The organism is Flavobacterium sp. 140616W15 (assembly GCF_003668995.1).
GTDB lineage: Bacteria > Bacteroidota > Bacteroidia > Flavobacteriales > Flavobacteriaceae > Flavobacterium.
The window spans coordinates 3,936,919-3,963,537 of sequence record NZ_CP033068.1; the positions used below are offsets into that span (position 1 = coordinate 3,936,919).

Below are 26,619 nucleotides of genomic sequence, written 5' to 3' on the forward strand. Positions count from 1 at the left end.
CTAATCTTTTTTTTCAATTCTAAAACCTACATCAGTAATTCCCTCAAGTTGTTGTACACCAGGTACTTTTCCAGACTCTCTAACTGCTTGTTTGATGTGAACTTTGTATTTCCCTTTAAATTTAACGTCCTCTTTGTAAAAGAGTTTACTTTCTTTTATATCCGTAAATCCATTGCCCATTAAAGTTCCATCGGGGTGTGCCATTTGGTATTCAAGGGTATCTACTTTGGTGAATCCGCTTTGGGTTTCAATAGCAACAATTAAAAATATATTATTGAAAGGATAATTGTTATTATCTCTCAAATTTACAAATAAATTGTATCGTTTGGTTGAATCTAATTCTGGTAAATTAAATGTTACAATACTATCTTTATGCCAGGCAGATCCAACAGATTTGTATTCATCAAATACTCTTTTTTTATCGCATGAAAAAAGAAGTATAGCCATCAAAAGAAGAATCGCGCTATTTTTTATTCTCATTTTTTGTAATAATTATTGGTTTTCTAGGGCCAGCTGGTTTCTTATCATTCGCAGCATTATTGTTTGGCTTATTGTTATTATTGTTTCCAGCTGGCTTATTGCCTTTTGGATTTTGATTTTTGGGTGCTTGATTGTTAGGAGCAATTGCAGGAGCTGCAGCAGCATTTTCACCAATAGTTTTGCGTTTTTTAGCTGGTTTTTTCTTTCTTTTAGGTTGATCAAAACGAGTTAAACTTTCTTGCCCCATAGCATTATTAAAGTCTTTTTCAGGCTCTTGAGTAACTTCTATTGCAAAATCTTCAAGTGATGAAACTCTTTTTTTGAGTTTGTTTTCGGCAACGATTTCTTTTACCTGATCAATTTTTAAAACATGCCAATTTGCAAAGTTATTTGTGTAAGCAAACCACATTAATCCTTTAAAAATGTCTTGTTTTTGGCAAACAGCATCTCCTTTTTCGGTAACTAATTTAGTATCATAATCAGGAAAATCTTTAAGAGCATCCATGTAAGTATCTAGCTCATAATTTAAACAACACTTTAGTTTTCCGCATTGTCCAGCCAATTTTTGTGGATTTAAAGATAATTGTTGGTAACGTGCCGCAGAGGTATTTACACTTCTAAAGTCAGTCAACCAAGTTGAACAGCATAATTCTCTTCCACATGAACCAATTCCTCCTAAACGAGCTGCTTCTTGACGGAAACCAACTTGTTTCATTTCGACTCTGGTACTGAACTCTTTAGCAAAATCTTTAATTAAAAGTCTGAAATCGACTCTGTCATTTGCAGTATAATAAAATGTGGCTTTAGACCCATCTCCTTGAAATTCAATGTCTGAGATTTTCATTTCTAGTTTTTGAGCAATCGCTAACTCACGTGCACGAACTTTCATTGGTTCTTCTCTTTCACGAGCCGCCGACCAGATATCGATATCTTTTTGTGAGGCTTTGCGGTAAATTTTAGGAACTTCGTTACTTGCAGGATTAACACCTTTTTTCTTCATTTGAATTTTTACTAATTCGCCTGTAAGAGTTACTATTCCTATATCATGTCCTGGAGACGCTACAGTTGCAACAATATCTCCAATACTTAAAGTTAATTTATCTACGTTTCTAAAGAATTCTTTTCTACCATTTTTAAAACGTACTTCAACACAATCAAAAGGAGCTTCTCCGTTAGGTAAACTCATATTGGAAAGCCAATCAAAAACGGTTAATTTGTTGCAGCTATCGGTGCCGCAAGTCCCATTATTTTTACAACCCTTAGGTGCGCCACCATCAGAAGTTGAACAACTTGTACATGCCATAATTTTATATGTAGTGTTGCAATTAATGCAACTTAAGTTCTTAAAAAGATTAATGTGTAAAGATAGTATTTTTTTTAGTTTGCTTTTTAATGGATTAACACTAATGCTACGTTAAATACAAAAGGCAGTACTATTTAAGAGAAAATTCTCTTGTTATTTATTTGTCTTAGTTAAAAGAACTTACTATTTAAGAATAGTTTTTTTAACCAAAAAAGCTATTCTGATTATTCTAAAATAATTATTTAAACTTATATTTGGGTTATATTTATAGGTTTTATCTTAAAATCTTAAGCTCGAGTATTGATTAAAAAAACGAAATATCCCTCATTGACATGAGTCATTCGCTACAACTTTGCAAATTATTATTTTGCTGTTGAGATTACTGTCAATACCTTCAAATATTATCAATCTATTTTATACTATTTACAACAAAAAACCATGAACAAATTATTTTACGTTTTATTCGCAATCCCTTTTTTTATTAGCTGTACGAATAAAAAGTCTTTAGATCAAAAAAATATAAATTCAGCTAAAAAAGACACTACTCCTACCAGTGTTGCAACAGTAGAAACGCAAAAAATATCTGATTTGGATATATATAATGTTAATTCAATTTTTGGCGAAAAAGATACCATTGCGTTAATATCATTGTCTGATAAATATCAATTAAGCGAACATAAAGACTCTCTTGCTATTCCTGATGTCAAAAAATTAGGAGAAAAAGACGCTCAATATCTAGTATTGAATTCGACATATAGAAATAGAATGCTATCTAAAATGAAAATATCAGAAAAAGATAGTGTTTATGTCTACGATTATGCTACTAATAATATCAATGTATTTTCTGTGAAATCCCTACAAGTAGTAGCAGCTATAAATGTATACGGAGCCGATTGGCCTTATTCACAACATGATTATATGATTGGATTTGCACTAGATCCTCAATTGCTAAAAGGATTTAACTCCTATTATTTGAATACTCTAGTTTGCATTGGCTCAAAGAATCCTTTTGCAATGAAGCAATTGAAAGCCATAAAATGGAAAGAAACAACAATTGCTAAGGCACCTGCTACGGCTCTAAATCCAGAATATAATAATTTGATAAAAACGGCAAGCAAAAAAATGGCTTATAGTTATAAATCAAATGGATTTGAATACTTTTTACAGGATTATCTAAAAGAAGAAACAGTAGTGTTGAGAAGGCTAATTGTTAAAGAAGAAAAAACAAACCAGATAGTTTGTGACAAGTATTACCGTGAGAGCGAAGGCAACTCGATTGCACAATTAAATGACAATAGTGAAGATAAAGAAGTTAGTCAATGGACTGGTAAACTGTTTAAGAATAAACCTGAGGTGGTTTTTGGTTTTGAATACGTTTCTTTCGGTTGCCCAGGGATTTCATTCTTAGATAAAAATGAACCTGACATCTTTTTAAATTGTGATAACAGACATTAATTTAACCTTATAAAAAAGAAAAACCTATTCATTTGATATTTAGAATAGGTTTTTCTTTTTAAGTTTCTTTTACCGTAATGATTTTTACTGGGCAGGCTTTTGCGGCCAATTCACAGCTTTCTACAATAGTATGATTTGATGACTTTAAAGTAAAAAAGCCTTTTGCATTTACTGAGTGTATCAAAACTGATTTTCCATCTTTTTTTGACATCTGAAAATGTAAAGAATCCATTTCTACACAGTAATTACACCCAATACACTTGTCTCTTTGTAATGTTACAATAACCATTATACCTCAACAATTTTATATAATTTATCAGACATTCTGATTCTGAAAGGAAGTTTGAAGGTACAATCATCCCCTTTTGTTGCTTTATCAGCTACAATGTCATTTACATACATTTCGTCGATTACCATTTCCTGAGCCCCTGTACTTGGCCCAGTTACAAGAATTCTATCCCCAATTTTAATGTCGTAAGCTTCAATTTTAAATTGCCCAACTTCAGCTTTTGGAAAAAAGTGAGTTCCTTTACCTACATAGACTTTCTTTTGCGTTGCTGCTGATCCCGGAATATCGCTCCATTCACCTAGTTCTTGTCCTAGGTAATACCCTGACCAAAAACCACGATTGTAAACAGTATTCAAAGCTTCCATCCAGGTTGCCGTTTTATCATTTGAAAAAGTACCATCGTAATAGGAATCGATAGCTTCGCGATATGTTTTTATTACTGTTGCCACATATTCGGGAGCACGTCCACGACCTTCTATTTTTAAAACCTGAATTCCAGAATCGATTACTTGATCAAGAAAATCCAGCGTACATAAATCTTTAGGAGACATCAAATACTCGTTATCGACTTCGATTTCAAAACCAGTTTCTTGGTCTATAACAGTATATTTTTTACGACAATTTTGCTTGCAAGCGCCACGGTTTGCCGAGGAGTTATGCGAATGTAAACTCAAATAGCACTTTCCTGATACTGCCATACATAAAGCACCATGTCCAAAAATTTCGATTTCAACTAAATTTCCATTCGGACCTTTTATTTGTTCTTTCTCAATTTGATCCGTAATACTTTTTACCTGACGTAGACTCAATTCTCGACTTAGAACCATTGTGTCTGCAAATAAGCTGTAAAATTTTATGGTTTCGATATTGGTCACATTCAGCTGTGTCGAAATATGTACTTCCATACCAATTGTTCTTGCCATCGCAATTACGGCTTGATCGGATGCAATTACGGCTGTAATATTGGCTTCTTTGGCTTTGTTTAACAACGTTTTTACAACCGATAAATCGTGGTCATAAATAATTGTGTTTAGCGTAAGGTAACTTCGAACGTTTTTGGTTGCACAACGAGCAGCAATTTCTTGCAAATCGTCCATAGTAAAGTTTACCGTTGAACGTGCTCGCATGTTGAGTTGTTCTACTCCAAAATAAATAGAATCTGCGCCATTATCAAGCGCAGCCTGAAGTGACTCAAAGCTCCCTGCGGGAGCCATAAGTTCAATTGTATTGTTTATTGTCATGATGGATTAGTCTAAAATTTTATAGATTTTATCCGACAATCTAATTCTAAAGGGAACTTCAAAAGTAACTCTATCTCCTTTTTTAGCAGTAGTATTTACAGTGTCGTTAACCATCATTTTTTCTAAAACCAATTCTTGGTTACCTGTAGTTGGTCCAGAGATTAAGATGGTGTCACCAGTGTTTAACTCTTGATTTTCGATAGTAAAAAGACCAACTTGTGCTTTTACATAGTAATGTTCAGCTTTACCAAGAAGTACTTTTTTTACTTTTATTTTCTGGCGAATATCTGCTGGTTTCTCAGCCGCTGCCAAAGCTGTATCCGGTAGTTCACCAGAATGTTTGAATTTTAAATTTTCTGATTTTCCTTTTCTAAACACTTTGTTCCCAACTTGTTTTCCAGTTCTCATTCTTACCTGATCTACCAAAGGCATATGTATAACTTCAAGGCATTCTGTAGAACAGCAGTTTTCCATTGCCGATTTACATTCATCACATTGGATAAACAATAAATGACATCCGTCATTCTCACAATTGGTATGATTGTCACAAGGTTTTCCACATTGATGACATTGTGAAATAATATCATCAGTGATTCTTTCGCCTAGACGATTATCAAATACAAAGTTTTTACCAATGAACTTACTTTCTAAACCTTCTTCTTCAAGTTGTTTTTTGTAATTAATGATTCCACCTTCTAGTTGATATACATTCTTAAACCCTTGATGTTTAAAGTAAGCACTTGCTTTCTCACAACGAATTCCACCTGTGCAGTACATTACCAAGTTTTTATCTTCTTTATGATTTTGAAGTTGCTCGTTAATTATCGGTAAACTTTCTCTAAAAGTTTCTACATCTGGAGTTATGGCACCTTTAAAATGACCAACTTCACTTTCATAGTGATTTCTAAAATCAACTACAATTGTATTTGGATCTTCTAGGATATCGTTAAATTCTTTGGCCTTCAGGTGAACGCCTATATCTGTAACATCAAAAGTATCGTCGTTAAGACCGTCAGCAACAATTTTGTCACGTACTTTAATGGTTAATTTTAAAAAGGAGTGATCATCATGCTCAACAGCAATATTCAAGCGTAAGTCTTTCATGAAGTCATAGACTTCTAAAGTTGCTCTAAAAGCTTCTAAATTTTCTTCCGGAATACTCATTTGAGCATTTATTCCTTCGTTGGCAACGTAGATTCGGCCTAAAGCATCGAGTGCGTTCCAGGCTAGAAATAAATCATCGCGAAATTTTTTGGGATCTTGAATTTTTGCATACGCATAGAAAGACAACGTAAGACGTTGTTTACCTGCATCATCAATCATGATGGCTCTTTCTTCTGCGCTCAAAGTGTTATACAGTTGCATGCTATAAACAGTTTTAAGTTGAGAAATATTTTGAGGTGCAAAGGTAAGGAAAAAGTTATGAAATTGCAAAGGCTCAGAGTTGCAAAGGTTCAAAGGCTTAATAAAGAGGCACTAAGGTTTCGAAAGATTGAAGGAGAAAGAACAAAGACTGCAAACAAAAAAAGCACTAAATTAATAGTGCTTTTTTAAATCTTTGCTTCTTTTGAACCTCAGAATCTGAGCAACTCAGAACCTTAGGAGCTTAAATATTAACAGTGCTCGTTGAAAGCATCTTTTAAGTTTTCTGCAATTAATTCAGCTGGGCGACCTTCGATGTGGTGACGCTCAAGCATATGAACTAACTCTCCATTTTTAAATAATGCCATACTTGGCGAAGATGGAGGAAAAGGGAACATATGTTGTCTAGCTGCATCAACAGCTTCTTTATCAACTCCTGCAAAAACTGTGATTAAATGGTCCGGTTTTTTAGCACCTTCTAAGCTCATTTTTGCTCCTGGACGTGCGTTTCTTGCTGCACATCCACATACTGAATTTACAACTACTAGTGTTGTTCCTTCTGATTTGATTGCGTTATCAACTTCTGCTGCACTATGTAAATCTTGAAAACCTGCAGTTGTTAATTCAGCTTGCATTGGTTTTACCATTTCTTCTGGATACATATTTTTATTTTTTTAGTTTAACTTTTTCGAATTGCAAAGTTACAAAGTTTAAAAACAAGAACTTTAATTCAGGTATAAAGTTTTGTTATAGTTTAATTCTTATTTGCTGAACTTTTTTTGATATGGATACGTTTCGTAAACGGTATTGTCCTCATTAATAGTGAATCCCTTTGCTGCATCTTCTCTTGCAAGCCCAACTAAGGCAACCACTTCTTCTTTTGGTTTTCCTAATTTCAGCCAACAAATTGCTTTATAATATTTTGCATCCGAAAATTGTGGGTAGATTTTTAATGCTTTATCAAAAATTGCAATTGCTTCATCCCATTTTTGTAGTTCATATTTTGCTATCGCCTGATAAAAATATGCCGTAGGATGTTCTAATTGTTGTCTATTTTTGTAAATGTCATTTACATAATCGTCAAAAACCTTTTCCGCTTTATCATATTCGTTTAATTGTAAATAGCAAAGTCCGATATAAAAACTATAGGTATGATCCATTACATAACCATTTCCATAAAGTTTAATGCATTCTTCCAGATCTTTGATCGCTTCTTTATATGTTCTTGAAAAAATGCATTTTATAAAACCTCTATAGGGAAGCCATTCCTGTTTATTATATAAAACAGCCTTGTCTAAAAAAGACATTCCAACCTCGTACTTTTTGCATTTAAAATACGGCATTGCTTTTTGTTGCCATAAATAAGCTATTGTGCTGTCTTTTTTTAAACCTTCATCGATACAGCTTTGCCATTCTTGCATTTGGAATGTATAATTGTATTTATAAGCACAACTATCCAGAGATTGTTTAACAATAGCGTCTTGTGTCTTGTTTTTGGGAACTTGTGCAAATGTGAGAAAGGGAATTAAAAAGCTGCAACCTAAAATAATTTTTTTCAATGGTTATCGTTTAGAGTTAGAATTTCTTTGAAAGAAAAATCACTCTAAATAACGCTTTTATAAATGGTATTTTAGGACACTTTAAAATAACTTTAACATCTTCAATAAAGTTAGTTTCTTCGTCTAAGAACTTAAAAATCAACACTGGGTTTCCTTTTTGAAACATATCTGAAAATATGTCACTTCCGAGCTCGTTATTTCTGTCGAGTATATCTAATAAGAGCAAGTCATAAAACCAGAACTTATCTTTTTTATGGAACGAGGACATTTTAATTGGTGTCGAAGGTTTAGTATTTTGAGTTTCAAGAAACGCAACCAATTGTGTCGATTTTTTATCTGATTTCCTGAATGTGTACCCTGTACTCGCCTTTGTCCATCCACCTGCTGTACCAATGTTCAGTACACGTTTAGTGTTTCTCTTCCAAAAGGGGTAACAGGTCATCGGAATACTTCCTTTTTCTTTCTCAACTATCTCATAATCTTGAATGCCTAAATTATGAATATAGCTTTTAATCTCCGATTCGTATTCCTGTTTTTCTAAAAGGGTATGCGAAAATAAGGTATATTCTACTAAAGCTTCTTTTTCTGATGTTGGCAAAACATACATGAACCGAGTGTTGTTTTTTTGTTCAACTGAAAAATCCATGAATGTAACTTGTTCCGGATTAAGAAGATCTTGTTTGCTTTTGATGAACCACCCAATAAAGTGCTGCTGTAAAACAGGATATTGTTGTTGGTTTTCGATTAATGCTTTGTTATAAATGCTATTTAAAAGTTGATTGCAAGTAAATGTATTAGTCGAAGTCGCTACAAAAACATGTGTGTCAAGTTCATTAATATCAGTTACTTTGTCGTTAAGAAAGGTAACATTCTTTTGTTCCTTGATAAATTCAAAAACAAAATTATAAAAGTCTAAACTACGAATTTGATTGTATTGATAAGGACTTAAACCTAAATTTCTTTTAAAGCTTTCATTGGCAAATAATGCGGTATCCCATTTTTTTGAAATGACACTTTCCCAAATTGAGGACTCTTTTTGCCAAAAACACCAAGTCCGGTCATTGGTTTTTTTTAAATCCTCATCAATTAATAAAATAGTTTTTCCAATAAACTTCTCAGATAGCACCATCTTATAAACTGTCATCATTGCTGATAAACCAGTTCCTGTAAAAATGTAATCGAAATGCTTCATGTTTTGGTAGTACTATTTTTATCAAAAATAGGTAATTTTAATTCGTTGCGTTTATTCAATAATTTTTTTTATAACCATATAAGTAAAAACAAGTTTAAGGGCTTTATTTTAATGAAGTTATATGACTTACATGGTTGATTTTTTATTCTTTCAACTTTGCTAATATTACTTCAAAGTCTTTTGCATTGCGATAGTTTGTGTCTTGGAATATGATTTCATTTTCGGGATTTAAAGCACAAATGATTGGGTAAGCTAGTTGATTGTTAACGGTGCCTAACTGAATCGCTAATTCGTTAACTCCGCTTGAGTTTCCGTTTGATTTATAATTGAATTTTTGATTATTGAAACGGATTGTTCTTTTTTCTTCTGCATGTAAATCAATAAAATAGAATTCGGAGTTGAGTTGAGCTATTATAGTTTTGTTTTTAAAAGTTGAGTTTTTCATCGCCTGACAATATTTGCACCAATCGGTGTGGATAAAAACAATAACTTTCCGTTTTTGAATTTGCTGTAAACTGTCTATTTGTTCAAACGAATAGGAACGTAGTTGAGCAAATCCATTGGAGTTAATCCCTATCAAGAAAATAATTAGAATTAGCTTTTTCATTTGTTTTTGTTTTGTTTTTTGTCAGCGATAATTTAACCGCAAAGGGCACAGTCCCTATAACTATCGGGATACGCGAAGTACACAATGGTTTGAAATTCTTTTAATTTTTATAATCTGTGGCATAAATTATTTTCACCTCAGGTTATAGCGTAATCCAAAGAAACTGCGTATTCCTTGATTTGGAGCATAAACATATGTTGTGTCGAATGTCATTCCGTATGGGTTACTTGGAGTTGCAAGTACTTTTCCGTTTGCATCGTAGTCAACATTTTTATCAAAAGGATCGTTTGTTCTGGAAATCAAGAATGGATTGTTTCGTTTTGGAGTAAAGTTAAGTAGGTTTTTAATTCCTGCATACAACTCAAAATTTTTCCAACCTGTGTAGGTAAACTGAATATTTTGCAAACTATACCATGGCGAGTTTGGGTCTCTAGGATCGTTATCGCCTAATAAAGGTAATTTCATTGAGCTGTATAAATTTCCGGTATAATCAATTCCTAAATCAATTGGATTGATTTTATACGAAACACTCCAAGTTGCTGTAAATTTTTCTGTTAAATATGGTCTTTCACGGACTCCGTTTTCAATATTTGTAACATCCATGATCGTTGCGCCAGCAATTAACTTTAATCCGTTATTGAAGTTTACGTCAATGTTTGTGCTGATTCCCTGACTTACAGCGTGCCCATCAATGTTGTCATAAATGATTTTGTTTGGGTCTGTATCGTAATCCGCAATTATTTTATTGCTAAATCGAGTATGAAAAGCAGTCGTTTCGATACCAATAAATGTACCACTGTTAAAGTATATTTTCTTGATGTAGTTTATATTGGCATTGATTGATTTTTCAGGATTTAGATTATTAGCAATAACTACTTCTCTTGAACCAGTTAGAGCGGCATGGTCTTCTGTAAATAAATTCACTACTCGATATCCGGTTCCAGCATTAAAACGAAGGATATTATTGTCATTGAATTTTAATTTATAGGCAAATCTAGGTGTTACAATGTTCCCGTGGATAGAGTTATAATCGTATCGAAGTCCTAGGAGTATTTTGTGTTTTTCTGTAAATGTTATTTCATCTTGCAAAAATATACCAGGCAACCATGTTTTGTCTGGATTGTTTTTTCCTTGCACTTGTGTAGAAGTTGTATTGTCGTCATAATAAGTGTAACGTGACGCTATTCCTGCTAGCAAATCGTTATTTTTAATTTTCTTATCCCAAGTAAGTTGAGCAAAACCTATTTTTTGGTTGGCAATATAAGAGGTAGTTCCGTAGCGACTGTCCTGATAGTGTACATTACCTGAGAATGAGAATATCAGTTTTTCATCAGTCGGTAATTGATAGCTTCCTATAAGTTCGGCACGTTTGGTATAAACGCTTTCTCCATAAATTTCATCACCACCTCTGTATTTTTTCTCCCAGCGCAAATCGCCACCCCAGCGATCTTCATACATGCCACGCCCTGCAATAGTGAAGATTCTATTTTCTTTTCTTTTAAAAGTCCATTTTTGAAATACTGATACGCGATCCTGAAGCGTGACATCTGTGAAGCCATCATTATCATTGTCGATTCTTTGGTTGTAATTAAAATAATTAACTCCCAGTAAAGCTGTTGCATTTTTTCCAGCATTGAATTTTACTCCTAAATCTACATTTGTTTCCAGCCAACTCGTTGTAAAAACATCAGCAGAAAAAACGGGTGCATTGTCTGCACTTTTTGTTATGATGTTAATTAAACCTCCAACAGCCTCACTTCCGTATAAAGATGATGCTGGGCCTTTCACAATTTCTATCCTTTCAACCAGTGAATTCGGAATTCCTGATAATCCATAAACGGTTGATAAACTGCTCACAATTGGCATTCCATCAATCATTACTGCAGTATAAGGACCTTCGAGACCATTTATATGAATGTCTCCAGTGTTACAAACACCACAATTAAGCTGAGGACGGACTCCATTTACATTTTGCAAAGCTTCATAAATATTAGCTGTTGGGTTTTTCTTAAAAAATACTGGTGTGTAAACTTCTACAGGAACAGCACTTTCTAGCCTTTTTATCGCCTTTAATGTACCTGAAATTACTACTTCGTTTAGCTCGTTTTCATCGCTAGATAATTCAAAATCTAAAGTCAATGTTTGATTTTCTTTTGTAGAAATGCTTTTTGTTAAAGTTTGTAATCCAAGGGATGAAATTTGAATTTTATAATTGCCTTGAGGAACATTTTCTAATTTGTAATATCCTAAACTATCGGTTTGGGTTTTGTAATTAGTTTTTAATAATTGAACATTCGCTTGTAGGTTCTCTTGATTTTCAATAGTTACTCTACCAGAAATTGTAGCTGTATTTTGTGAAAATGAGATCTGAAGTACCGAAAACAGCGCTATTGTAAATAAATATTTCATTTTATATAAATTATATTTTAGACAAATCTAAAAATTATATTCGACAAATAAAATTCTTACGCAGTTAAATATCATTCTTCAATTAAAAAGCGGTTTATTACGAACAATGAACCGCTTACATTTAATTGAAAACAAATCTATCTATAGCTAATAAATAATGGCATTAATAAAATTGTATTTCAACTAAGTGAAATCTTCCTCTATAAGTTCCTTGTTTATTATAGCACCAGCTACAGACCCAGAAGAAACAGCCAGAGCTAGTGATCGTCCAACGGTACAATTGTCACCTGCTGCATAAATCCCGTTGATAGTTGTTTTCTGAAAAGAATCAACTTTTATAAGTCCTTGATCTGTTATTTCGCAACCTAATTCTTGTAGCACATAGGAGTGCTGTTCAAAAGGAGGTTTTGCATAAAGTGCTTTAATAGCTGTTTTTGTTCCGTTTTTAAAAACAATATTTATTATTTTTCCATCATTGTGCTGAAAGTAATCTATTTGATCTTCTACAATGGTAATATTGTTTCTTTCAAGTATATCGTTTTGCTCTTTGGTTAGTGATGTTTCACCATTCGTAAAAACGCTTAGGTCTTTTGTCCAATTGGAAATCATTTTTGTAAATTCAAAACCAATGGCTCCGTTTGCAATAATGCCAGTTCTTTCATTTTTTACCTCATATCCGTGGCAATATGGGCAATGTAATACTGAAATTCCCCAGCATTCTGCAAACCCATTTATTTGTGGAAATAGATCTTTTAAGCCAGTTGCAAAAAGTAGTTTCCTACCAGTAAATGTTTCTCCTTTTTCTGTTTTTATCTCAAAATTAGTTTCTCCTTTTAGAGCTTTGCTAACTTTGTCTTCTAAAAAAGTCACAGTTGGATATTTTAAGACTTGTTTTTTTGCCCTAGTATTTATATCCGAGGGTTTTTTTCCGTCGTGAGTTATGAAATTGTGTGAATATGGGGTTTGTTGGTTGCAAGGCTTACCGCTATCAATGATTAACACTTTTCGCAACGAACGTCCTAAAGCCATTGCTGCTGAAAAGCCTGCATAACTACCACCAATTATTATAACATCATATTTGTTGCTATTTATCATTATTTTATATTTTAGAATTGCGAAATATTTCTAGGTTTAGGGAATGGGTTTGTGTTTAAAAGCTACCTTTTTAGATAATCAGTAACATTATTTTGGGCACAAAGATTATTTTAATTTGCTGCAGTATTTTATTCTTGTTTTTTATGACCTAGGTAATTTATAAAATGACCAACTATCATCCCAATTCCCCCAATAAAGATTAGGTAGGTGTGAACATCTAATATAATTTCTATAATTATACTTATGAAAATTAGTGTTATTGATAAAACCAGAATACTACTAACAAGTAGAGTCGCTTTTTTTACTATTTTTATAACTGCAAAAAAACCGATGGATGCAAAAAGTAAATCGATTGTAGGATTATGGGTTATGCCAAGTGGAAGTATTGTTAATATAGGAAACACTAAACAATGTACGAGGCATATCGTTGCGCTTGAAATCCCTAAAAAGTCCCAATTAAAAGTTGTTTTTGTCTTCATATTGTGTATATTAGCTTAATGCAATTATGTTGCAAATATAGAAAATTATTTCAAATGCAACTATGTTGCGTTAATATTTTATTCATGAAAATTACCCGTAATACCGTGGCCAAAGGAGCCATTTTAGATTTAATTACCAATTCAGATTCGGCATTATCTCATTCAGAGATTCATAAATTGACTCAGGACTTATGTGATCGGGTTACGATTTATAGAATTTTAGACCGTTTGGTCAATGAAGATGTCATCCATAAAATCGTAAATCTTGATGGAACTATTAAATATGCTAAATGCCATCATGAGAATCATGTGCATATTCACAATCATGTACACTTTAGTTGTGAAAAATGTTTGAAAGTTACTTGTATGGAAAACGTCCAACCAAGCTATATAATTCCCCGTAATTATAAGGTTAACGATGTGAATTTTACTCTTTCGGGATTGTGTCCGAATTGTTTATAATCTTATTTAACATTTAGACAAGGCTAAAAATAATGTTTGAGCAATGCAATTTTTGTATATATTTGCTTTAATAATTTTTATGAAATGACTAAATCTCTAGAAGAAGTTAACCAATCGGTTCAAACGCAAAATAAAAAATCTGTTTTTAGAAAAATATTAGCTTTTCTTGGTCCTGCTTATTTAGTGAGCGTTGGATACATGGATCCAGGAAACTGGGCGACTGATATTGCGGGTGGAAGCCAATTTGGATATGCTTTACTTTGGGTTTTGTTAATGAGTAACTTAATGGCTCTGTTATTGCAAAGTCTTAGTGCTAGATTAGGAATTGTAACCCAACGTGATTTAGCACAAGCTTCAAGAGAAACCTATTCTAAATTCATCAATTATATATTATACATTCTTGCCGAAGTCGCCATTGCTGCCTGTGATCTTGCCGAGGTTTTAGGAATGGCAATTGGTATAAATTTATTATTTGATATTCCGCTGATTGAAGGGGTTTTAATTACTGTATTAGATACTTTTTTATTGCTTTTCTTGATTAATAAAGGCATTCGAAAAATGGAAGCTTTTATAATTGTCTTGGTTGCAATTATAGGTTTTTCTTTTGTTTTTGAAATGATTTTTGCTGAACCTGAACTAGATAAGGTAATGTATGGATTGATCCCATCACTTCCTAATTCTGCAGCTTTATATATTGCAATTGGTATTATCGGAGCAACAGTAATGCCTCATAATTTATACCTGCATTCTTCTTTGGTACAAACTAGAAAATTTGACAGAAGCCCAGCAGGAATCAAACAGGCATTAAAATACAATCTGATAGATTCAACGATTGCTCTTAATCTTGCTTTTTTTGTAAACGCTGCTATCTTAATTCTTGCTGCTGCCACCTTTCATCGAAATGGGATGTTTGAAGTTGCTGAGATTCAAGATGCGCATCAGTTTCTAGAACCACTTTTAGGAACCAAATGGGCGCCAATCCTCTTTGCGGTTGCTTTAATTGCTGCAGGGCAGAGTTCAACAATTACTGGAACTCTAGCGGGTCAAATTGTTATGGAAGGCTATTTGAATTTAAGAATCCAACCTTGGGTTCGTCGAATTATAACACGTTTAATTGCTATTGTGCCTGCTGTAGTCGTAATCATGATTTATGGCGAAAGTGTAACAGGAAAACTGCTGATTTTGAGTCAGGTAATCCTGAGTTTGCAATTAGGGTTTGCAATTATACCTTTGATACATTTTGTGAGCGATAAAACAAAGATGAAAGGGTTTCATATTAGTAGATTAACTCAGGTTACGGCGTGGATTATTGCTTTAATTATTGTATCATTAAATGGGAAATTAGTTTATGATGAAATAAGTGGTTGGTTAGAAGCTTCTGAGAATCCAATTATATTATGGGTTACAGTGGTACCTTTGGCAATAGCCTTTTTAGTTTTATTACTTTATATTGTTTTTAAACCATTTATTGCACGAGCAAAATCGGACATACAAAATCATTCCCCTCATAACCTTTCTTTACGTTTTTCTGTAAAAGAGACTTACAGTAAAAAGAATATTGCGATTTCTGTTGATTTCTCTAATGCAGATGAGGCAGCAATTAACAGCGCCTTTGAATTAGGAGGGATAGATGCTAATTATACTTTAATTCATGTGGTAGAAACGGTTGGTGCTCTTATGTATGGTCAAAATGTTGATGACCATGAAACGACAATCGATGAAAAACTGTTGTTAGAATATAAAGAGATGCTTACAGCAAAAGGATTTAAAATCGAGACTGAACTTGGATTTGGCAAACCAAACAATATTATTCCGATCATTGTAAACAAAGGAAGTTTTGATATTTTGGTTATGGGAACGCATGGACATACGGGCTTCAAAGATTTAATTTTTGGAACAACAGTAGACAAATTGCGTCATAAAATTTCGATACCTTTGTTTATTGTTAAATAAAATTGCTGAGTTACTGAGATTCTAAGGTTCTAAGATTTTTAAAATCTAAAGAAAGCCTTAGAACCTTTGTGTCTTTGTGCCTTAGAACCTTAAAAAAAATGACCTTCTCAGAAGAAAACTACTTAAAAGCTATTTATCATTTAACCACTTCTTCAGAAGCTGAGGTTAGTACCAATGCTATTGCTGAAATGATGGAAACTAAAGCATCATCGGTTACAGATATGCTTAAGAAATTATCCGAAAAGGATTTGATTAATTATAAAAAATACCAAGGAGTTTCGCTTACAGAAAACGGAAAACTAGCAGCCAAAATGATTGTTCGTAAACACCGTTTATGGGAAGTATTCTTGGTAGATAAACTTGATTTCTCTTGGGATGAGGTTCATGATATTGCCGAACAATTGGAGCATATCAAATCTGAACAATTAATTAATAAACTGGATGATTTTCTGGGTAATCCAACAGAAGATCCGCACGGAGACCCAATTCCTGATGCTCAAGGACGAATTATTAAAGTCGAAAAACAACTGCTTTCAGAACTTAATGAAAAGCAAATTGGTATTTGTGTAGGGGTAAAAGATACTTCATCAGAGTTTTTGCAATATCTCGATAAACAAGAAATAGCTTTAGGCTCAAAAATTGAATGTCTATCAAAAGAAAGCTTCGATTTGTCTCTAAAAATTAAAGTAAATGAAAAAGAACTAACTATTTCTAATAAAATAGCTTCAAACCTATTTGTGAAGTTGCTATAGAAAAGGTACTGAGGTACTAAGGTTCAAAGGTTAGTTTTGAGTGTATACTCTGTTTTACAGATATAAGGAACCCAAACATTTTTATCCTAACCTAGAGCATCAGCTCGGTTACTGAGATTTCTATAAATAAAATTTAAAAGGTTCAAAGGTTGCCACGTTTATACATAAACTGAGCAACCTTTGAACCTTTGTTTCTTAGTGTCTTTTTAATCTTAGTACCTCAGTACCTATTCTTAATGACAACCGCAGTCATTGTCTCCGCAGTTTTTCTTATTTTTAGGTTTCCAGAAAAATTTGCGAATTAAGAAAGCAATTGCTACTGCTAAAATTGCAAAAGCTATAATTTCTTGTATCATAATGCATTATTTTAAGAATTGATAAGCAACCAAAGCTGCAATATAAGCTAATCCACTCATTAACACTAGTTGAACTATTGGCCATTTCCATGAGTTTGTTTCCTTTTTGGTAATTGCAATTGTACTGGCACATTGTAATGCAAATGCATAAAATAATAACAAGGAGATTCCTGAAGCAAAATTGAATATTTTTTCACCAGTTTGAGGATTAATTTCTTCTTGCATTTTACTTTTTATTGTAGCCTCATCATCAGTACCTCCTACGCTGTAAATCGTTGCTAATGTACCCACAAATACTTCTCTAGCAGCAAAAGAACTTATGATTGCAATACCAATTTTCCAATCGTATCCTAAAGGAGAAATTACAGGCTCGATGGTTTTACCCATTATTCCAATGTAAGAGTTCTCTATTTTTTGTGAAGCAACAGCTTCTTCGTATTCAAATTCATCTAGAGGCTTGTCTTTGTGTCTTTCTGTTACAATGGCTTCCGCTTCATTAAAGTTCTTTCCGGGTCCGTACGAGGCTAAAAACCATAAAACAACAGATATTGCTAAGATTATCTTTCCTGCACCAAAAACAAACGCTTTTGTTTTTTCGACTACATTAATAAAAACATTCTTGAATAATGGTGTTTTGTAGTTTGGCATTTCAACTACGAAATACGTTTTGTTTTTTATTTTTAGTATTTTATTTAAAACATAAGCCGATAGAATTGCCATCCCAAAACCTAGAAGATACAATAACATCAAGGTCAATCCTTGCAAGTTAAGGAATCCAAAAAGGCGTTCGTCGGGAATTACTAATGCAATGATAATTGTATAAACAGGCAATCTAGCCGAGCAGGTAGTAAATGGTGTAACCAAAATAGTGATTAACCGCTCTTTCCAGTTTTCAATGTTACGAGTTGCCATAATTGCAGGAATTGCACAAGCTGTTCCAGAAATTAATGGAACCACACTCTTCCCTGATAATCCAAATTTACGCATGATCTTATCCATAAGGAAAACAACACGACTCATATATCCACTTTCTTCAAGTATAGAAATGAAAAGGAATAAGAACGCAATTTGTGGAATAAATATCAAGATTCCACCAATTCCGGGGATAATCCCCTGAGAAATTAAATCAGTTAAGATTCCACTTGGTAATCTTTCAGAAGCTAATGTACTTAATGATGCAAATGTACCGTCGATAAAATCCATTGGTATAGCCGCCCATTGAAATATAGCTTGAAATATAATAAACAATATGGCAAAAAACACAGCATAACCCCATACTTTATGAGTTAATATGCGGTCTAGTTTCGCACGGAAATCTGTAGCTATTGTATGGTCTACTTTTAACCCTTCTTTTAAAACATCATTTATAAATTGATATCTCTTAATTGTCTCTTTTTGTTGCAAACGTTTTAACTCAGAGTGCGATTTAGTAAAGGTACTTCTGACTTCGTTTCTATCAAGATTTAAAAAGTTAACATCTTGAGTGATTACCAACCATAATTTGTACAATAGTTGATTAGGAAAAGCATGTTGCAAGCTTTTAAAATACTCCGGGTCAATAACTGATGCGTTCAAGCACGGTTCAGTCGGAATGTTTTTGTAGTCAACAATTATATTCTTAAGCTCTTCGATTCCCTGTCCTTTGCGAGAACTGATCAAAGCAATTTTTGTCTTTAAATGTTCTTCAAGATATGGAATATCTAGAGTGATTCCTTTAGATTGCATTCTATCAGCCATATTAATAACTAATATTGTTGGAATTTCAAGGTCTTTTATTTGAGTATAAAGAAGTAAGTTTCGTTTTAGATTCTCAACATCTGTAACAACCAATGCTACATCTGGATATAATTTGTCGTTTTTGTTCAACAAAAGTTCAATAACCATGTTCTCATCGATAGAGCTGGCATTTAAACTATATGTTCCTGGTAAGTCAAGAATGTTGGCTTTGATATTGTTGGGTAATTTACAGAAACCCATTTTTTTCTCAACAGTAATTCCTGGATAGTTTCCTACTTGTTGATTAAGACCTGTTAATTGATTAAAAACCGAAGTTTTTCCCGTATTTGGATTACCTATTAAGGCTACATTTATATTTTGGATACTCATTGCAAATTCTATTTGATTATTTCTACTTCAATTACACGTGCTGTTTCTATTCGAATAGCTACATGTGAACCATTAATATTCAAATATAAAGGACCTCCAAATGGAGCAATTTGAAGTAATTCGACCATGTTACCTGGTAAGCAACCCATTTCTAATAATTTCAACGGAACGAGATCAATATCAAATTCTTTGATAGTGGCTTTTTCGCCTTTTTTAAGGGAGTGGATAGAGTGTTTCAAGTTTATTTAGATTGAATTAATATTGCAATATTAATCATTTAATATTTATTTAAGGTCGTTTTATCCTACGGTTTCAATGTTTTAAGATATAATTCACATATGAAATCAGATTCATTAAAAGTTAAATGAAAATCGTTTATTCAGGGAATTAACTCTTTTGAAAGGAATTTTAAATTGGAAAACTTATTCAGCAGATAAAAAGTTAATATCTTCTATTAGTTTTTGAATATCTTCCTTTTTGGTTCCGTCGTAAAAACCACGAACGCGTCTTTTTTGATCTACTAAAATAAAGTTCTCAGTATGCACCATATCGTATAATTGATCAGGTCTTCCCAGTTTTACAGCCAAATATGACTTTCTAGCCATGGTGTAAATTTCTTTTTTGTCACCAGTAACAAGATTCCATTTGCTGTCAATGACACCATTTTTTATAGCATATGCTTTTAGAACAGGAACACTATCCGTTTCAGGAAACACAGTATGTGAAAGTAACTTTACTTTTGGATTATTTAAAACCGCTTTTTGAACATCGGCCAAATTAGCTGTCATTTTTGGACAGATAGAACCACAAGTTGTAAAAAAGAAATCGGCTACATATATTTTTCCATCATAATCTTTTTGAGTAATTGTATCCCCGTTCTGATTTACAAAAGAGAAATCAGCAATTGTATGATATTTGCTTTTGTATTGCATGGTGCTATCAACCAGTTCCGGATTTACATCGGTTGGATTATAAATAGGTAATGTTTTACTAGGTTTTAATGCAGAATAGAACAATGAAATTGTAACAGCAGAAAATACGAATAATACCAAGAAAAATTTCCTGTATTTGTAGAGTAAAGATTTCATAAAAATAATTTGGTGCAAAAGTACAAAAACCTCTATTTAAATAAGGTAACATTGTTTTTTTTAACCAAATTATAGGATGCGCTTTTTTATTGTAAGTGTTTTACTGTTTTATTTTTATTGAATAATTAGCAATTTTGAGTTTTGAAAATAAAAATCTTGTTTTTATTCAAAAAAATAGCAATACGTTTGTGAATACTAAACCAAAACAAATTATGAAAAAACAAATTAATAAGCATTTATTGTTTGCTATTCCTGCAGTGTTAGGATTTTCAATGTCTCAAGCGCAAAATGTGGCGCCCAAAGCATCAGGTATTGATGTTTCTTTAATGGACAAAAGTGTTAAGCCAAGTCAAGATTTCTTTCGTTATGTAAACGGAACTTGGTTAGATAAAACAGAAATTCCAAGTGATAGAAATGCATGGGGAAGCTTTAATGAACTACGTCAGAAGACAGATGACGATGCTTTGGCTATTTTAAAGGAAGCTTCAAAAAGTCAAAAGTACAAATCAAGTACAGAGCAAGGAAAAGCAATTGCGCTTTTTAATACAATCTTAGATACTATTGGAAGAAATAAGCAGGGAATTAAACCACTAAAACCTTATTTGACTAAAATAGACGCTATCAAAAATGTAGCAGATTTACAGAATTTCTTAATAGAAATGGAACCTTTAGGAGGGGCAGGTTTTTTTGGAATTTATGTTAGTGCAGACAAAAAGAACAGTAAAATAAATACTGTTAGTTTAAGTGTTGGCAGATTAGGTTTGTCTGACAAAGATTATTATATATCTGAAGATAAGGACTCTAAAGAGAAGCGTGCTAAGTATGAGCTTCATATTGCAAGAATGTTGCAGTTTATAGGTGAGTCTCCACAAAAGGCTAAAGAGAGTGCTGCACAAATTTTAGTTTTAGAGACTGCTATGTCGGCTCCAAGATTAGACCGTGTTGAGCGTAGAGATGGAAGATTACAATATAATCCAACTGCAGTTGCGGATCTTAAAAAGATGACCCCAGCTATCCAATGGGATAAATATCTTGCAGGTATTGGAATGGCAAAAGCAGATACGATTATTGTAACACAACCTCGTTACATGAAAGCGTTACAAACAATTTTTACCGAAAACAAAGTTGCTGCTTGGAAAGAATACTTAAAATGGTGTGCTTTAAATAGAGTAACTTCCCAGTTAACTACAGAAATAGAAGATGCTAGTTTTGATTTCTACGGAAAAACATTAACAGGAGCAATGAAACAACGCCCAAGTGAAGAAAGAGCACTTCAGGTGATAAACCAAGTTGTCGGAGAATCTTTAGGGAAATTGTATGTTGAAAAAATGTTTCCTGCTGAAGCAAAAGTAAAAGCGGAGAAAATGATTCAGAATATAGTTTTGGCATACCAAAATCGTATTACTAATTTGCCTTGGATGTCAGCAGCAACTAAAACAAAAGCAATTGAAAAACTTAATAAAATTGCAATAAAGATTGGTTACCCTGACAAATGGAAAGATTATAGTGCCTTAGTTATTAAAGATGTAAAAGAGGGAGGAAGTTATTTTGACAATAGCCTTAACCTAGCTAAATGGAGCTATAATGATAACATTTCTAAATACAAACAGCCAGTTGATAAAACGGTATGGGGAATGTCACCACAAACAGTAAATGCATATTACAACCCATCCTATAACGAGATCGTATTCCCAGCGGCTATTTTGCAACCTCCTTTCTACAATTATCAAGCTGATGAAGCAGTAAATTACGGTGGAATCGGTGCTGTAATTGGACATGAAATTTCTCATGGTTTTGATGATTCAGGAGCACGTTACAACGCAGATGGAAACCTAGTTGATTGGTGGACTGCAGATGATTTAAAGCAATTTACTGCTTTAGGAACAGCACTAGCAAATCAATATAGCGCATTAGAGCCTTTACCAGGAATTCATGTAGATGGAAAGTTTACATTAGGAGAAAACATTGGTGATTTAGGTGGTATAAATGCTGCATACGACGGATTACAATTGTATTTAAAAGCGAATGGAAATCCAGGATTAATAGATGGATTTACTCCTGAGCAACGTTTCTTTATATCATGGGCAACAGTTTGGAGAACCAAAAGCCGTGATGAAGCAATAAAAAGTCAGGTTAAAACAGATCCACACTCTCCAGGAATGTACCGTGCTTATGTACCGTTACAAAATGTAGATGCTTTTTATGAAGCATTCTCTATAAAACCAGGAGATGGCATGTACATCGAACCATCAAAGCGAGTTAAAATTTGGTAAAATAATATACAAAAAACGGCTGTCTTATTAAAGACAGCCGTTTTTTATTTAAGTATTATGCGTTTTGCCTAAAATCTATTTTTCATAAATGCCAATATCTAAGAAGTCTAAAAGTCTAAGCCAGTCTAAATAATCTAAGAAGTCTATTTCTTTATCTTCCGAATGGAAGAATTTACGAGATACAAACCAATTAAAGTTACTAAAACACCAATTACAATGGCAAGGGTAAGTGTTTCGTTAAAAAGAATGAAGCCCAATAATATTGCAACAATTGGATTGATATAAGCATAAATGCTACTAACTTCTTTTGGTAAATGTTGTAGCGTATATATAAAAGCAATAAAAGTTAAAACAGATCCAATAATAACCAAATAAGCAATTGACCACCAAGACGAAGCTGGGATTTTATCCAAAGCCATATTCGTTCCAGTTACTTCGGTTACACCAAAAAGAATAAAACTCGAAATAAGCATTTGTAATCCTAAACTAAAATAAGGATTAAAGCTGGATGCTTTTTTCATGGTATGCAAAATTCCAAATGCCCAAGTTATAGTTGAAGCTACTGATAAAAAGATTCCGAATTGAAATTCAGGATTAATAAAATCGGCAAGATGGTCGATAAAAATAATGCAAACCCCGGCGAAACATATTAAAATTCCAGCCACAGCTAGTTTAGCAATTCGTTCTCCTTTAAAAAAGCAAATAACAACAATCCATATTGGGAAAATTGCGCCAATAATTGCACCCAAACCACTACTGATATATTTTACACCCCAAGTACTTAACCCGTTACTACAAACAAAATTTAAGATACTCAAAACTAAAATTGTTTGCCATTGTTTCCCTTTAGGCCAAGGTTCTTTTTTGAGTATAAAGTAACCAACATATAAAATTCCACCAATAAATTGTCTGATAGTTGCCAGTTGTAAAGCTGGCATATGCTTAACACCTTCTTTTGATGCTAGCCATGTTGTTCCCCAAAAAAAACTCACCCAACACAAAGCGAGAATCGGTAAACCAATTGATTCAACTTTATTAGAAAAGGCCTGCTGGATTTTAGCTCTCACGTACTGATGATTTTATGATGTAAATATTCAGAAATTAATTTGAATTACTATCATGAAATTACTTTACTTATAAGTTTTATTCTAAATCTGTAACATTTTTTTTAAATTTAGACCAATCTAGTTGCAAGCTTAAATCTAACAAAAAACAACATTTTATTCAAAATAATAACAATAAGTTTGTGAAACTATAAAACCTTATTTAAAAATGAAAAAACACAATAGTAAGAATTTGCTATTTGCAATTCCTGCAATGTTAGGATTTGCAATGTGTCAGGCACAAAGTCAGACACCTTCAGTATCAGGTATTGACATCTCTTTAATGGATAAGAATGTTAAGCCAAGTGAAGATTTTTTCCGTTATGTAAATGGAACTTGGTTGGCCAAAACGGAGATTCCTAGCGATAGGACAACTTGGGGAAGTTTTAATGAGTTGCTGAAGAAGACAGATGCAAATTCATTGGCTATTTTAAAAGAAGCATCGAAAAATCCAAAATATAAATCAAATACAGATCAAGGAAAAGCGATCAGTCTTTTTAACACAATACTAGATACGGTTGGAAGAAACAAACAAGGAATTGCGCCTTTAAAACCATATCTTAAAAAAATCGATGCAATAAAAAATGTTGCTGATTTAGAGAAGTTCTTAACTGAAATAGAACCTATTGGCGGAATTGGTTTTTTTGGAGTTTATGTAAGTGCTGATGATAAAAACAGTACTAAAAATTCAGTTAGTCTTGGTTTAGGTGGATTAGGCTTACCAGACAAAGACTACTACACAGCTGAGGATAAAGACTCAAAAGAAAAACGTGAAAAATATGTACTTCATGTAGCTAGAATGTTGCAATATGTGGGAGAAACTCCTGCGGTTGCTAAACAAAATGCTGAAAAAATATTAGCATTAGAAATCGAAATGTCTAAACCAAGATTAGATAGAGTAGAACGCAGAGATAGCAGATTACAATACAATCCGACTTCAATTGCTGATTTGCAAAAAATGACACCAACCATTAACTGGAAAAATTACCTTTCAGGAATCGGAATGGCTAAAGTAGATACAGTTATCGTATTACAACCAAGATACATGAAAGCTTTAGAAACTATTTTTAAAGAAAATAATGTTGGTGCTTGGAAGGAATATATGAAATGGTACTTGTTGAGAGCAACAGCATCACAATTATCTACAGAAATTGAAGTAGCAAATTTTGATTTTTACGGAAAAACTTTAACAGGAGCAATTAAGCAACGTCCACGTGAAGAAAGAGCGCTTCAGGTAGTAAACCAAACTATCGGAGAAGCATTAGGAAAATTATATGTAGAGAAATTATTTCCAGCTGAAGCGAAAGTAAAAGCTCAGAAAATGATCCAAAATGTAATTTTAGCATACCAAAACAGAATAAACAATCTAACTTGGATGTCTGCTGAAACTAAAGTTAAAGCAATCGAGAAGTTAAATAAGATTACAATTAAAATTGGTTATCCAGACAAATGGATAGATTATTCGGCTTTACAAGTTAAAAGTCTGCCAGAAGGAGGAAGCTATTTTGATAACATGAGAAGTTATTCTAAATGGAGTTTTGAAAAAGGACTTTCAGATTTGAATAAACCAGTAGATAAAACAGAATGGGGAATGTCACCACAAACTGTAAATGCATATTACAATCCATCGTATAACGAAATTGTATTTCCAGCGGCAATATTGCAACCCCCATTTTATAATTATGAAGCAGATGAAGCTGTAAATTATGGTGGAATCGGAGCAGTAATCGGACATGAGATTTCTCATGGATTTGATGATTCAGGGGCGCGTTACAATGCAGAAGGAAATCTTGTTGATTGGTGGACTGAAAATGATTTGAAAGAATTTACAAAATTAGGAGACGCACTTGCGAATCAATATAGCGCATTAGAGCCACTTCCAGGAATTCATGTAGATGGTAAGTTTACATTGGGAGAAAACATAGGTGATTTAGGTGGAGTAAATGCTGCTTACGACGGATTACAATTGTATTTAAAAGCGAATGGAAATCCAGGATTAATTGATGGATATACTCCAGAGCAACGTTTCTTTATATCATGGGCAACAGTTTGGAGAACCAAAAGCCGTGATGAAGCTTTGAAAAATCAAGTAAAAACAGATCCACACTCTCCAGGAATGTATCGTGCATATGTGCCAATCCAAAACATGGACACGTTTTACGAAGCTTTTTCTATTAAAAAAGGAGATAAAATGTATCTAGAACCAGAGAAAAGAGTAAAAATCTGGTAATATCATATTTACACAAGAAAATAGGTTGTTTCATTAGTGAACAGCCTATTTTTTTTACCCAAAACTGAGTCTGTCCTTTGACTCTGCTCAGGATAACACTTCTGATTGCTGCAACTTGTAACTGTGGCTAAAAACGGAATACTACTTCACCCCTTCCCACTCTGCGTAAAATTGTGAAAGGAATGTTTCCATAAATCGATGTCTTTCGGCTGCGATTTGTTTTCCGGTTTCTGTATTCATTTTATCTTTCAGCAACAACAATTTCTCATAGAAGTGATTAATTGTCGGTGCATTATTCTTTTTATATTCTTCTTTTGTCATATTGGTAATCGGGGCAATACTAGGATCATAAATAGTTCTATCTTTATATCCTCCATAATGAAATGCTCTTGCTACTCCAATAGCACCAATAGCATCCAAGCGATCTGCATCTTGCACAATATCTAATTCTGTAGAAGTAAATTTTTTCTCAAAATTACCTCCTTTATACGATATGTTTTCGATGATCTTTACGACATGTGCTATAATATCTTCTGAGACATGTTCTGATTCCAGAAACAAACGTGCTGTTTTGGGTCCGATAGTCTCATCTCCGTTATGAAACTTACTATCGGCAATATCATGCAACAAAGCCCCTAATTTTACCACTGTGCTATCACAAGGAGTGTTTTTAGCAATTAAAAGTGCATTTTTATATACTCGTTCAATATGAAACCAATCATGCCCTCCTTCGGCATCATTTAGCTTATCTTTTACAAAAATGATTGTTTTGTTTATTAAGTCAGAATTATTCATATTCATGTATTTAATTAATGCTTCTTTACA

General features: G+C 33.1%; 24 protein-coding genes. 6 read left to right on the forward strand and 18 right to left on the reverse strand.

Annotated elements, in window-relative coordinates:
* Both EAG11_RS17230 and EAG11_RS17235 read right to left on the reverse strand, forming a co-directional pair.
* Positions 1-480: a gliding motility lipoprotein GldH gene (locus EAG11_RS17230; RefSeq protein WP_129540248.1), complete on the reverse strand. Its 480-nt coding sequence runs from the start codon at positions 478-480 to the stop codon at positions 1-3.
* On the reverse strand, positions 464-1,783 hold the full coding sequence (locus EAG11_RS17235; RefSeq protein ID WP_129540249.1) for a regulatory iron-sulfur-containing complex subunit RicT: 1,320 nt from the start codon (positions 1,781-1,783) through the stop codon (positions 464-466). The genes EAG11_RS17230 and EAG11_RS17235 overlap by 17 nt, the downstream gene beginning before the upstream one ends.
* 438 nt (positions 1,784-2,221) lie before the next feature.
* Here EAG11_RS17235 and EAG11_RS17240 point away from each other — a divergent pair, with 438 nt between their 5' ends.
* Positions 2,222-3,238: an oxidoreductase gene (locus tag EAG11_RS17240; RefSeq protein WP_129540250.1), complete on the forward strand. Its 1,017-nt coding sequence runs from the start codon at positions 2,222-2,224 to the stop codon at positions 3,236-3,238.
* A gap of 58 nt (positions 3,239-3,296) precedes the next feature.
* On the opposite strand, the gene EAG11_RS17245 is transcribed toward EAG11_RS17240, so the two are convergent.
* The 10 genes from EAG11_RS17245 to EAG11_RS17290 form a co-directional block, all read right to left on the reverse strand.
* Positions 3,297-3,527, reverse strand: coding sequence for a ferredoxin (locus tag EAG11_RS17245; RefSeq protein ID WP_129540251.1), 231 nt, complete (start codon positions 3,525-3,527; stop codon positions 3,297-3,299).
* Entirely contained in the window at positions 3,527-4,768 is a 1,242-nt protein-coding gene (locus EAG11_RS17250) for a peptidase U32 family protein (RefSeq protein WP_129540252.1), read from the reverse strand. The genes EAG11_RS17245 and EAG11_RS17250 overlap by 1 nt, the downstream gene beginning before the upstream one ends.
* 6 nt (positions 4,769-4,774) lie before the next feature.
* Positions 4,775-6,133 carry a rhodanese-related sulfurtransferase gene (locus EAG11_RS17255; protein WP_129540253.1) on the reverse strand — a complete coding sequence of 453 codons (1,359 nt, stop codon included), beginning with the start codon at positions 6,131-6,133 and terminating at the stop codon, positions 4,775-4,777.
* A 248-nt stretch (positions 6,134-6,381) separates the two neighbouring features.
* Complete coding sequence (locus tag EAG11_RS17260) at positions 6,382-6,792, reverse strand: BrxA/BrxB family bacilliredoxin (protein WP_129540254.1); 411 nt, start codon at positions 6,790-6,792, stop codon at positions 6,382-6,384.
* A 99-nt stretch (positions 6,793-6,891) separates the two neighbouring features.
* Positions 6,892-7,689: a tetratricopeptide repeat protein gene (locus EAG11_RS17265; protein WP_129540255.1), complete on the reverse strand. Its 798-nt coding sequence runs from the start codon at positions 7,687-7,689 to the stop codon at positions 6,892-6,894.
* A gap of 16 nt (positions 7,690-7,705) precedes the next feature.
* A complete protein-coding gene (locus EAG11_RS17270; RefSeq protein ID WP_129540256.1) occupies positions 7,706-8,881 on the reverse strand; it encodes a lycopene cyclase family protein in 1,176 nt (391 codons plus the stop codon).
* Between the two features lie 142 nt (positions 8,882-9,023).
* Positions 9,024-9,488 (reverse strand): thioredoxin family protein, encoded by a 465-nt coding sequence (locus EAG11_RS17275; RefSeq protein WP_129540257.1) that lies wholly within the window; start codon positions 9,486-9,488, stop codon positions 9,024-9,026.
* A gap of 132 nt (positions 9,489-9,620) precedes the next feature.
* The gene (locus EAG11_RS17280) at positions 9,621-11,897 is read right to left on the reverse strand and encodes a TonB-dependent receptor (RefSeq protein WP_129540258.1); all 2,277 of its coding nucleotides are present in this window, start codon (positions 11,895-11,897) and stop codon (positions 9,621-9,623) included.
* Between the two features lie 183 nt (positions 11,898-12,080).
* On the reverse strand, positions 12,081-12,992 hold the full coding sequence (locus EAG11_RS17285; protein WP_129540259.1) for an NAD(P)/FAD-dependent oxidoreductase: 912 nt from the start codon (positions 12,990-12,992) through the stop codon (positions 12,081-12,083).
* 128 nt (positions 12,993-13,120) lie between these two features.
* Complete coding sequence (locus EAG11_RS17290) at positions 13,121-13,471, reverse strand: MerC domain-containing protein (RefSeq protein WP_129540260.1); 351 nt, start codon at positions 13,469-13,471, stop codon at positions 13,121-13,123.
* A gap of 84 nt (positions 13,472-13,555) precedes the next feature.
* On the opposite strand from EAG11_RS17290, the gene EAG11_RS17295 reads away from it, so the two are divergent.
* The 3 genes from EAG11_RS17295 to EAG11_RS17305 all read left to right on the forward strand — a co-directional run bounded on the left by EAG11_RS17295 (position 13,556) and on the right by EAG11_RS17305 (position 16,638).
* Positions 13,556-13,933, forward strand: coding sequence for a Fur family transcriptional regulator (locus EAG11_RS17295; protein WP_129540261.1), 378 nt, complete (start codon positions 13,556-13,558; stop codon positions 13,931-13,933).
* A gap of 84 nt (positions 13,934-14,017) precedes the next feature.
* Positions 14,018-15,886, forward strand: a complete 1,869-nt coding sequence (locus tag EAG11_RS17300; protein ID WP_129540262.1) for an Nramp family divalent metal transporter — start codon at positions 14,018-14,020, stop codon at positions 15,884-15,886.
* Between the two features lie 98 nt (positions 15,887-15,984).
* Positions 15,985-16,638 (forward strand): metal-dependent transcriptional regulator, encoded by a 654-nt coding sequence (locus EAG11_RS17305; RefSeq protein ID WP_129540263.1) that lies wholly within the window; start codon positions 15,985-15,987, stop codon positions 16,636-16,638.
* A 233-nt stretch (positions 16,639-16,871) separates the two neighbouring features.
* Here the strand turns inward: EAG11_RS17305 and EAG11_RS17310 are convergent, their stop codons facing one another.
* The 4 genes from EAG11_RS17310 to EAG11_RS17325 form a co-directional block, all read right to left on the reverse strand.
* On the reverse strand, positions 16,872-16,994 hold the full coding sequence (locus EAG11_RS17310; RefSeq protein ID WP_129540264.1) for a FeoB-associated Cys-rich membrane protein: 123 nt from the start codon (positions 16,992-16,994) through the stop codon (positions 16,872-16,874).
* Between the two features lie 6 nt (positions 16,995-17,000).
* Entirely contained in the window at positions 17,001-19,100 is a 2,100-nt protein-coding gene (feoB, locus tag EAG11_RS17315) for a ferrous iron transport protein B (protein WP_129540265.1), read from the reverse strand.
* Between the two features lie 8 nt (positions 19,101-19,108).
* Entirely contained in the window at positions 19,109-19,339 is a 231-nt protein-coding gene (locus EAG11_RS17320) for a FeoA family protein (protein ID WP_129540266.1), read from the reverse strand.
* 183 nt (positions 19,340-19,522) lie between these two features.
* Positions 19,523-20,188 (reverse strand): SCO family protein, encoded by a 666-nt coding sequence (locus tag EAG11_RS17325; protein ID WP_129540267.1) that lies wholly within the window; start codon positions 20,186-20,188, stop codon positions 19,523-19,525.
* Positions 20,189-20,400: 212 nt separating this feature from the next.
* On the opposite strand from EAG11_RS17325, the gene EAG11_RS17330 reads away from it, so the two are divergent.
* The gene (locus EAG11_RS17330; protein WP_129540268.1) at positions 20,401-22,461 is read left to right on the forward strand and encodes a M13 family metallopeptidase; all 2,061 of its coding nucleotides are present in this window, start codon (positions 20,401-20,403) and stop codon (positions 22,459-22,461) included.
* A gap of 143 nt (positions 22,462-22,604) precedes the next feature.
* Here EAG11_RS17330 and EAG11_RS17335 read toward each other — a convergent pair whose 3' ends face one another.
* Positions 22,605-23,528 (reverse strand): DMT family transporter, encoded by a 924-nt coding sequence (locus tag EAG11_RS17335; protein WP_129540269.1) that lies wholly within the window; start codon positions 23,526-23,528, stop codon positions 22,605-22,607.
* Positions 23,529-23,733: 205 nt separating this feature from the next.
* Between EAG11_RS17335 and EAG11_RS17340 the strand changes: the two genes are divergently transcribed.
* Positions 23,734-25,794, forward strand: coding sequence for a M13 family metallopeptidase (locus EAG11_RS17340; RefSeq protein ID WP_129540270.1), 2,061 nt, complete (start codon positions 23,734-23,736; stop codon positions 25,792-25,794).
* Positions 25,795-25,935: 141 nt separating this feature from the next.
* Here the strand turns inward: EAG11_RS17340 and EAG11_RS17345 are convergent, their stop codons facing one another.
* Entirely contained in the window at positions 25,936-26,589 is a 654-nt protein-coding gene (locus tag EAG11_RS17345) for an HD domain-containing protein (protein ID WP_129540271.1), read from the reverse strand.
* Between the last annotated feature and the right edge of the window lie 30 nt (positions 26,590-26,619).

Excerpts from the sequence above, each read along its gene's own strand:
- EAG11_RS17230 (WP_129540248.1), bottom strand. The coding sequence starts at position 480 with ATGAGAATAAAAAATAGCGCGATTCTTCTTTTGATGGCTATACTTCTT.
- EAG11_RS17235 (WP_129540249.1), bottom strand. The coding sequence starts at position 1,783 with ATGGCATGTACAAGTTGTTCAACTTCTGATGGTGGCGCACCTAAGGGT.
- EAG11_RS17240 (WP_129540250.1), top strand. The coding sequence starts at position 2,222 with ATGAACAAATTATTTTACGTTTTATTCGCAATCCCTTTTTTTATTAGC.
- EAG11_RS17245 (WP_129540251.1), bottom strand. The coding sequence starts at position 3,527 with ATGGTTATTGTAACATTACAAAGAGACAAGTGTATTGGGTGTAATTAC.
- EAG11_RS17250 (WP_129540252.1), bottom strand. The coding sequence starts at position 4,768 with ATGACAATAAACAATACAATTGAACTTATGGCTCCCGCAGGGAGCTTT.
- EAG11_RS17255 (WP_129540253.1), bottom strand. The coding sequence starts at position 6,133 with ATGCAACTGTATAACACTTTGAGCGCAGAAGAAAGAGCCATCATGATT.
- EAG11_RS17260 (WP_129540254.1), bottom strand. The coding sequence starts at position 6,792 with ATGTATCCAGAAGAAATGGTAAAACCAATGCAAGCTGAATTAACAACT.
- EAG11_RS17270 (WP_129540256.1), bottom strand. The coding sequence starts at position 8,881 with ATGAAGCATTTCGATTACATTTTTACAGGAACTGGTTTATCAGCAATG.
- EAG11_RS17275 (WP_129540257.1), bottom strand. The coding sequence starts at position 9,488 with ATGAAAAAGCTAATTCTAATTATTTTCTTGATAGGGATTAACTCCAAT.
- EAG11_RS17280 (WP_129540258.1), bottom strand. The coding sequence starts at position 11,897 with ATGAAATATTTATTTACAATAGCGCTGTTTTCGGTACTTCAGATCTCA.
- EAG11_RS17285 (WP_129540259.1), bottom strand. The coding sequence starts at position 12,992 with ATGATAAATAGCAACAAATATGATGTTATAATAATTGGTGGTAGTTAT.
- EAG11_RS17290 (WP_129540260.1), bottom strand. The coding sequence starts at position 13,471 with ATGAAGACAAAAACAACTTTTAATTGGGACTTTTTAGGGATTTCAAGC.
- EAG11_RS17295 (WP_129540261.1), top strand. The coding sequence starts at position 13,556 with ATGAAAATTACCCGTAATACCGTGGCCAAAGGAGCCATTTTAGATTTA.
- EAG11_RS17300 (WP_129540262.1), top strand. The coding sequence starts at position 14,018 with ATGACTAAATCTCTAGAAGAAGTTAACCAATCGGTTCAAACGCAAAAT.
- EAG11_RS17305 (WP_129540263.1), top strand. The coding sequence starts at position 15,985 with ATGACCTTCTCAGAAGAAAACTACTTAAAAGCTATTTATCATTTAACC.
- EAG11_RS17310 (WP_129540264.1), bottom strand. The coding sequence starts at position 16,994 with ATGATACAAGAAATTATAGCTTTTGCAATTTTAGCAGTAGCAATTGCT.
- feoB (WP_129540265.1), bottom strand. The coding sequence starts at position 19,100 with ATGAGTATCCAAAATATAAATGTAGCCTTAATAGGTAATCCAAATACG.
- EAG11_RS17325 (WP_129540267.1), bottom strand. The coding sequence starts at position 20,188 with ATGAAATCTTTACTCTACAAATACAGGAAATTTTTCTTGGTATTATTC.
- EAG11_RS17330 (WP_129540268.1), top strand. The coding sequence starts at position 20,401 with ATGAAAAAACAAATTAATAAGCATTTATTGTTTGCTATTCCTGCAGTG.
- EAG11_RS17340 (WP_129540270.1), top strand. The coding sequence starts at position 23,734 with ATGAAAAAACACAATAGTAAGAATTTGCTATTTGCAATTCCTGCAATG.
- EAG11_RS17345 (WP_129540271.1), bottom strand. The coding sequence starts at position 26,589 with ATGAATAATTCTGACTTAATAAACAAAACAATCATTTTTGTAAAAGAT.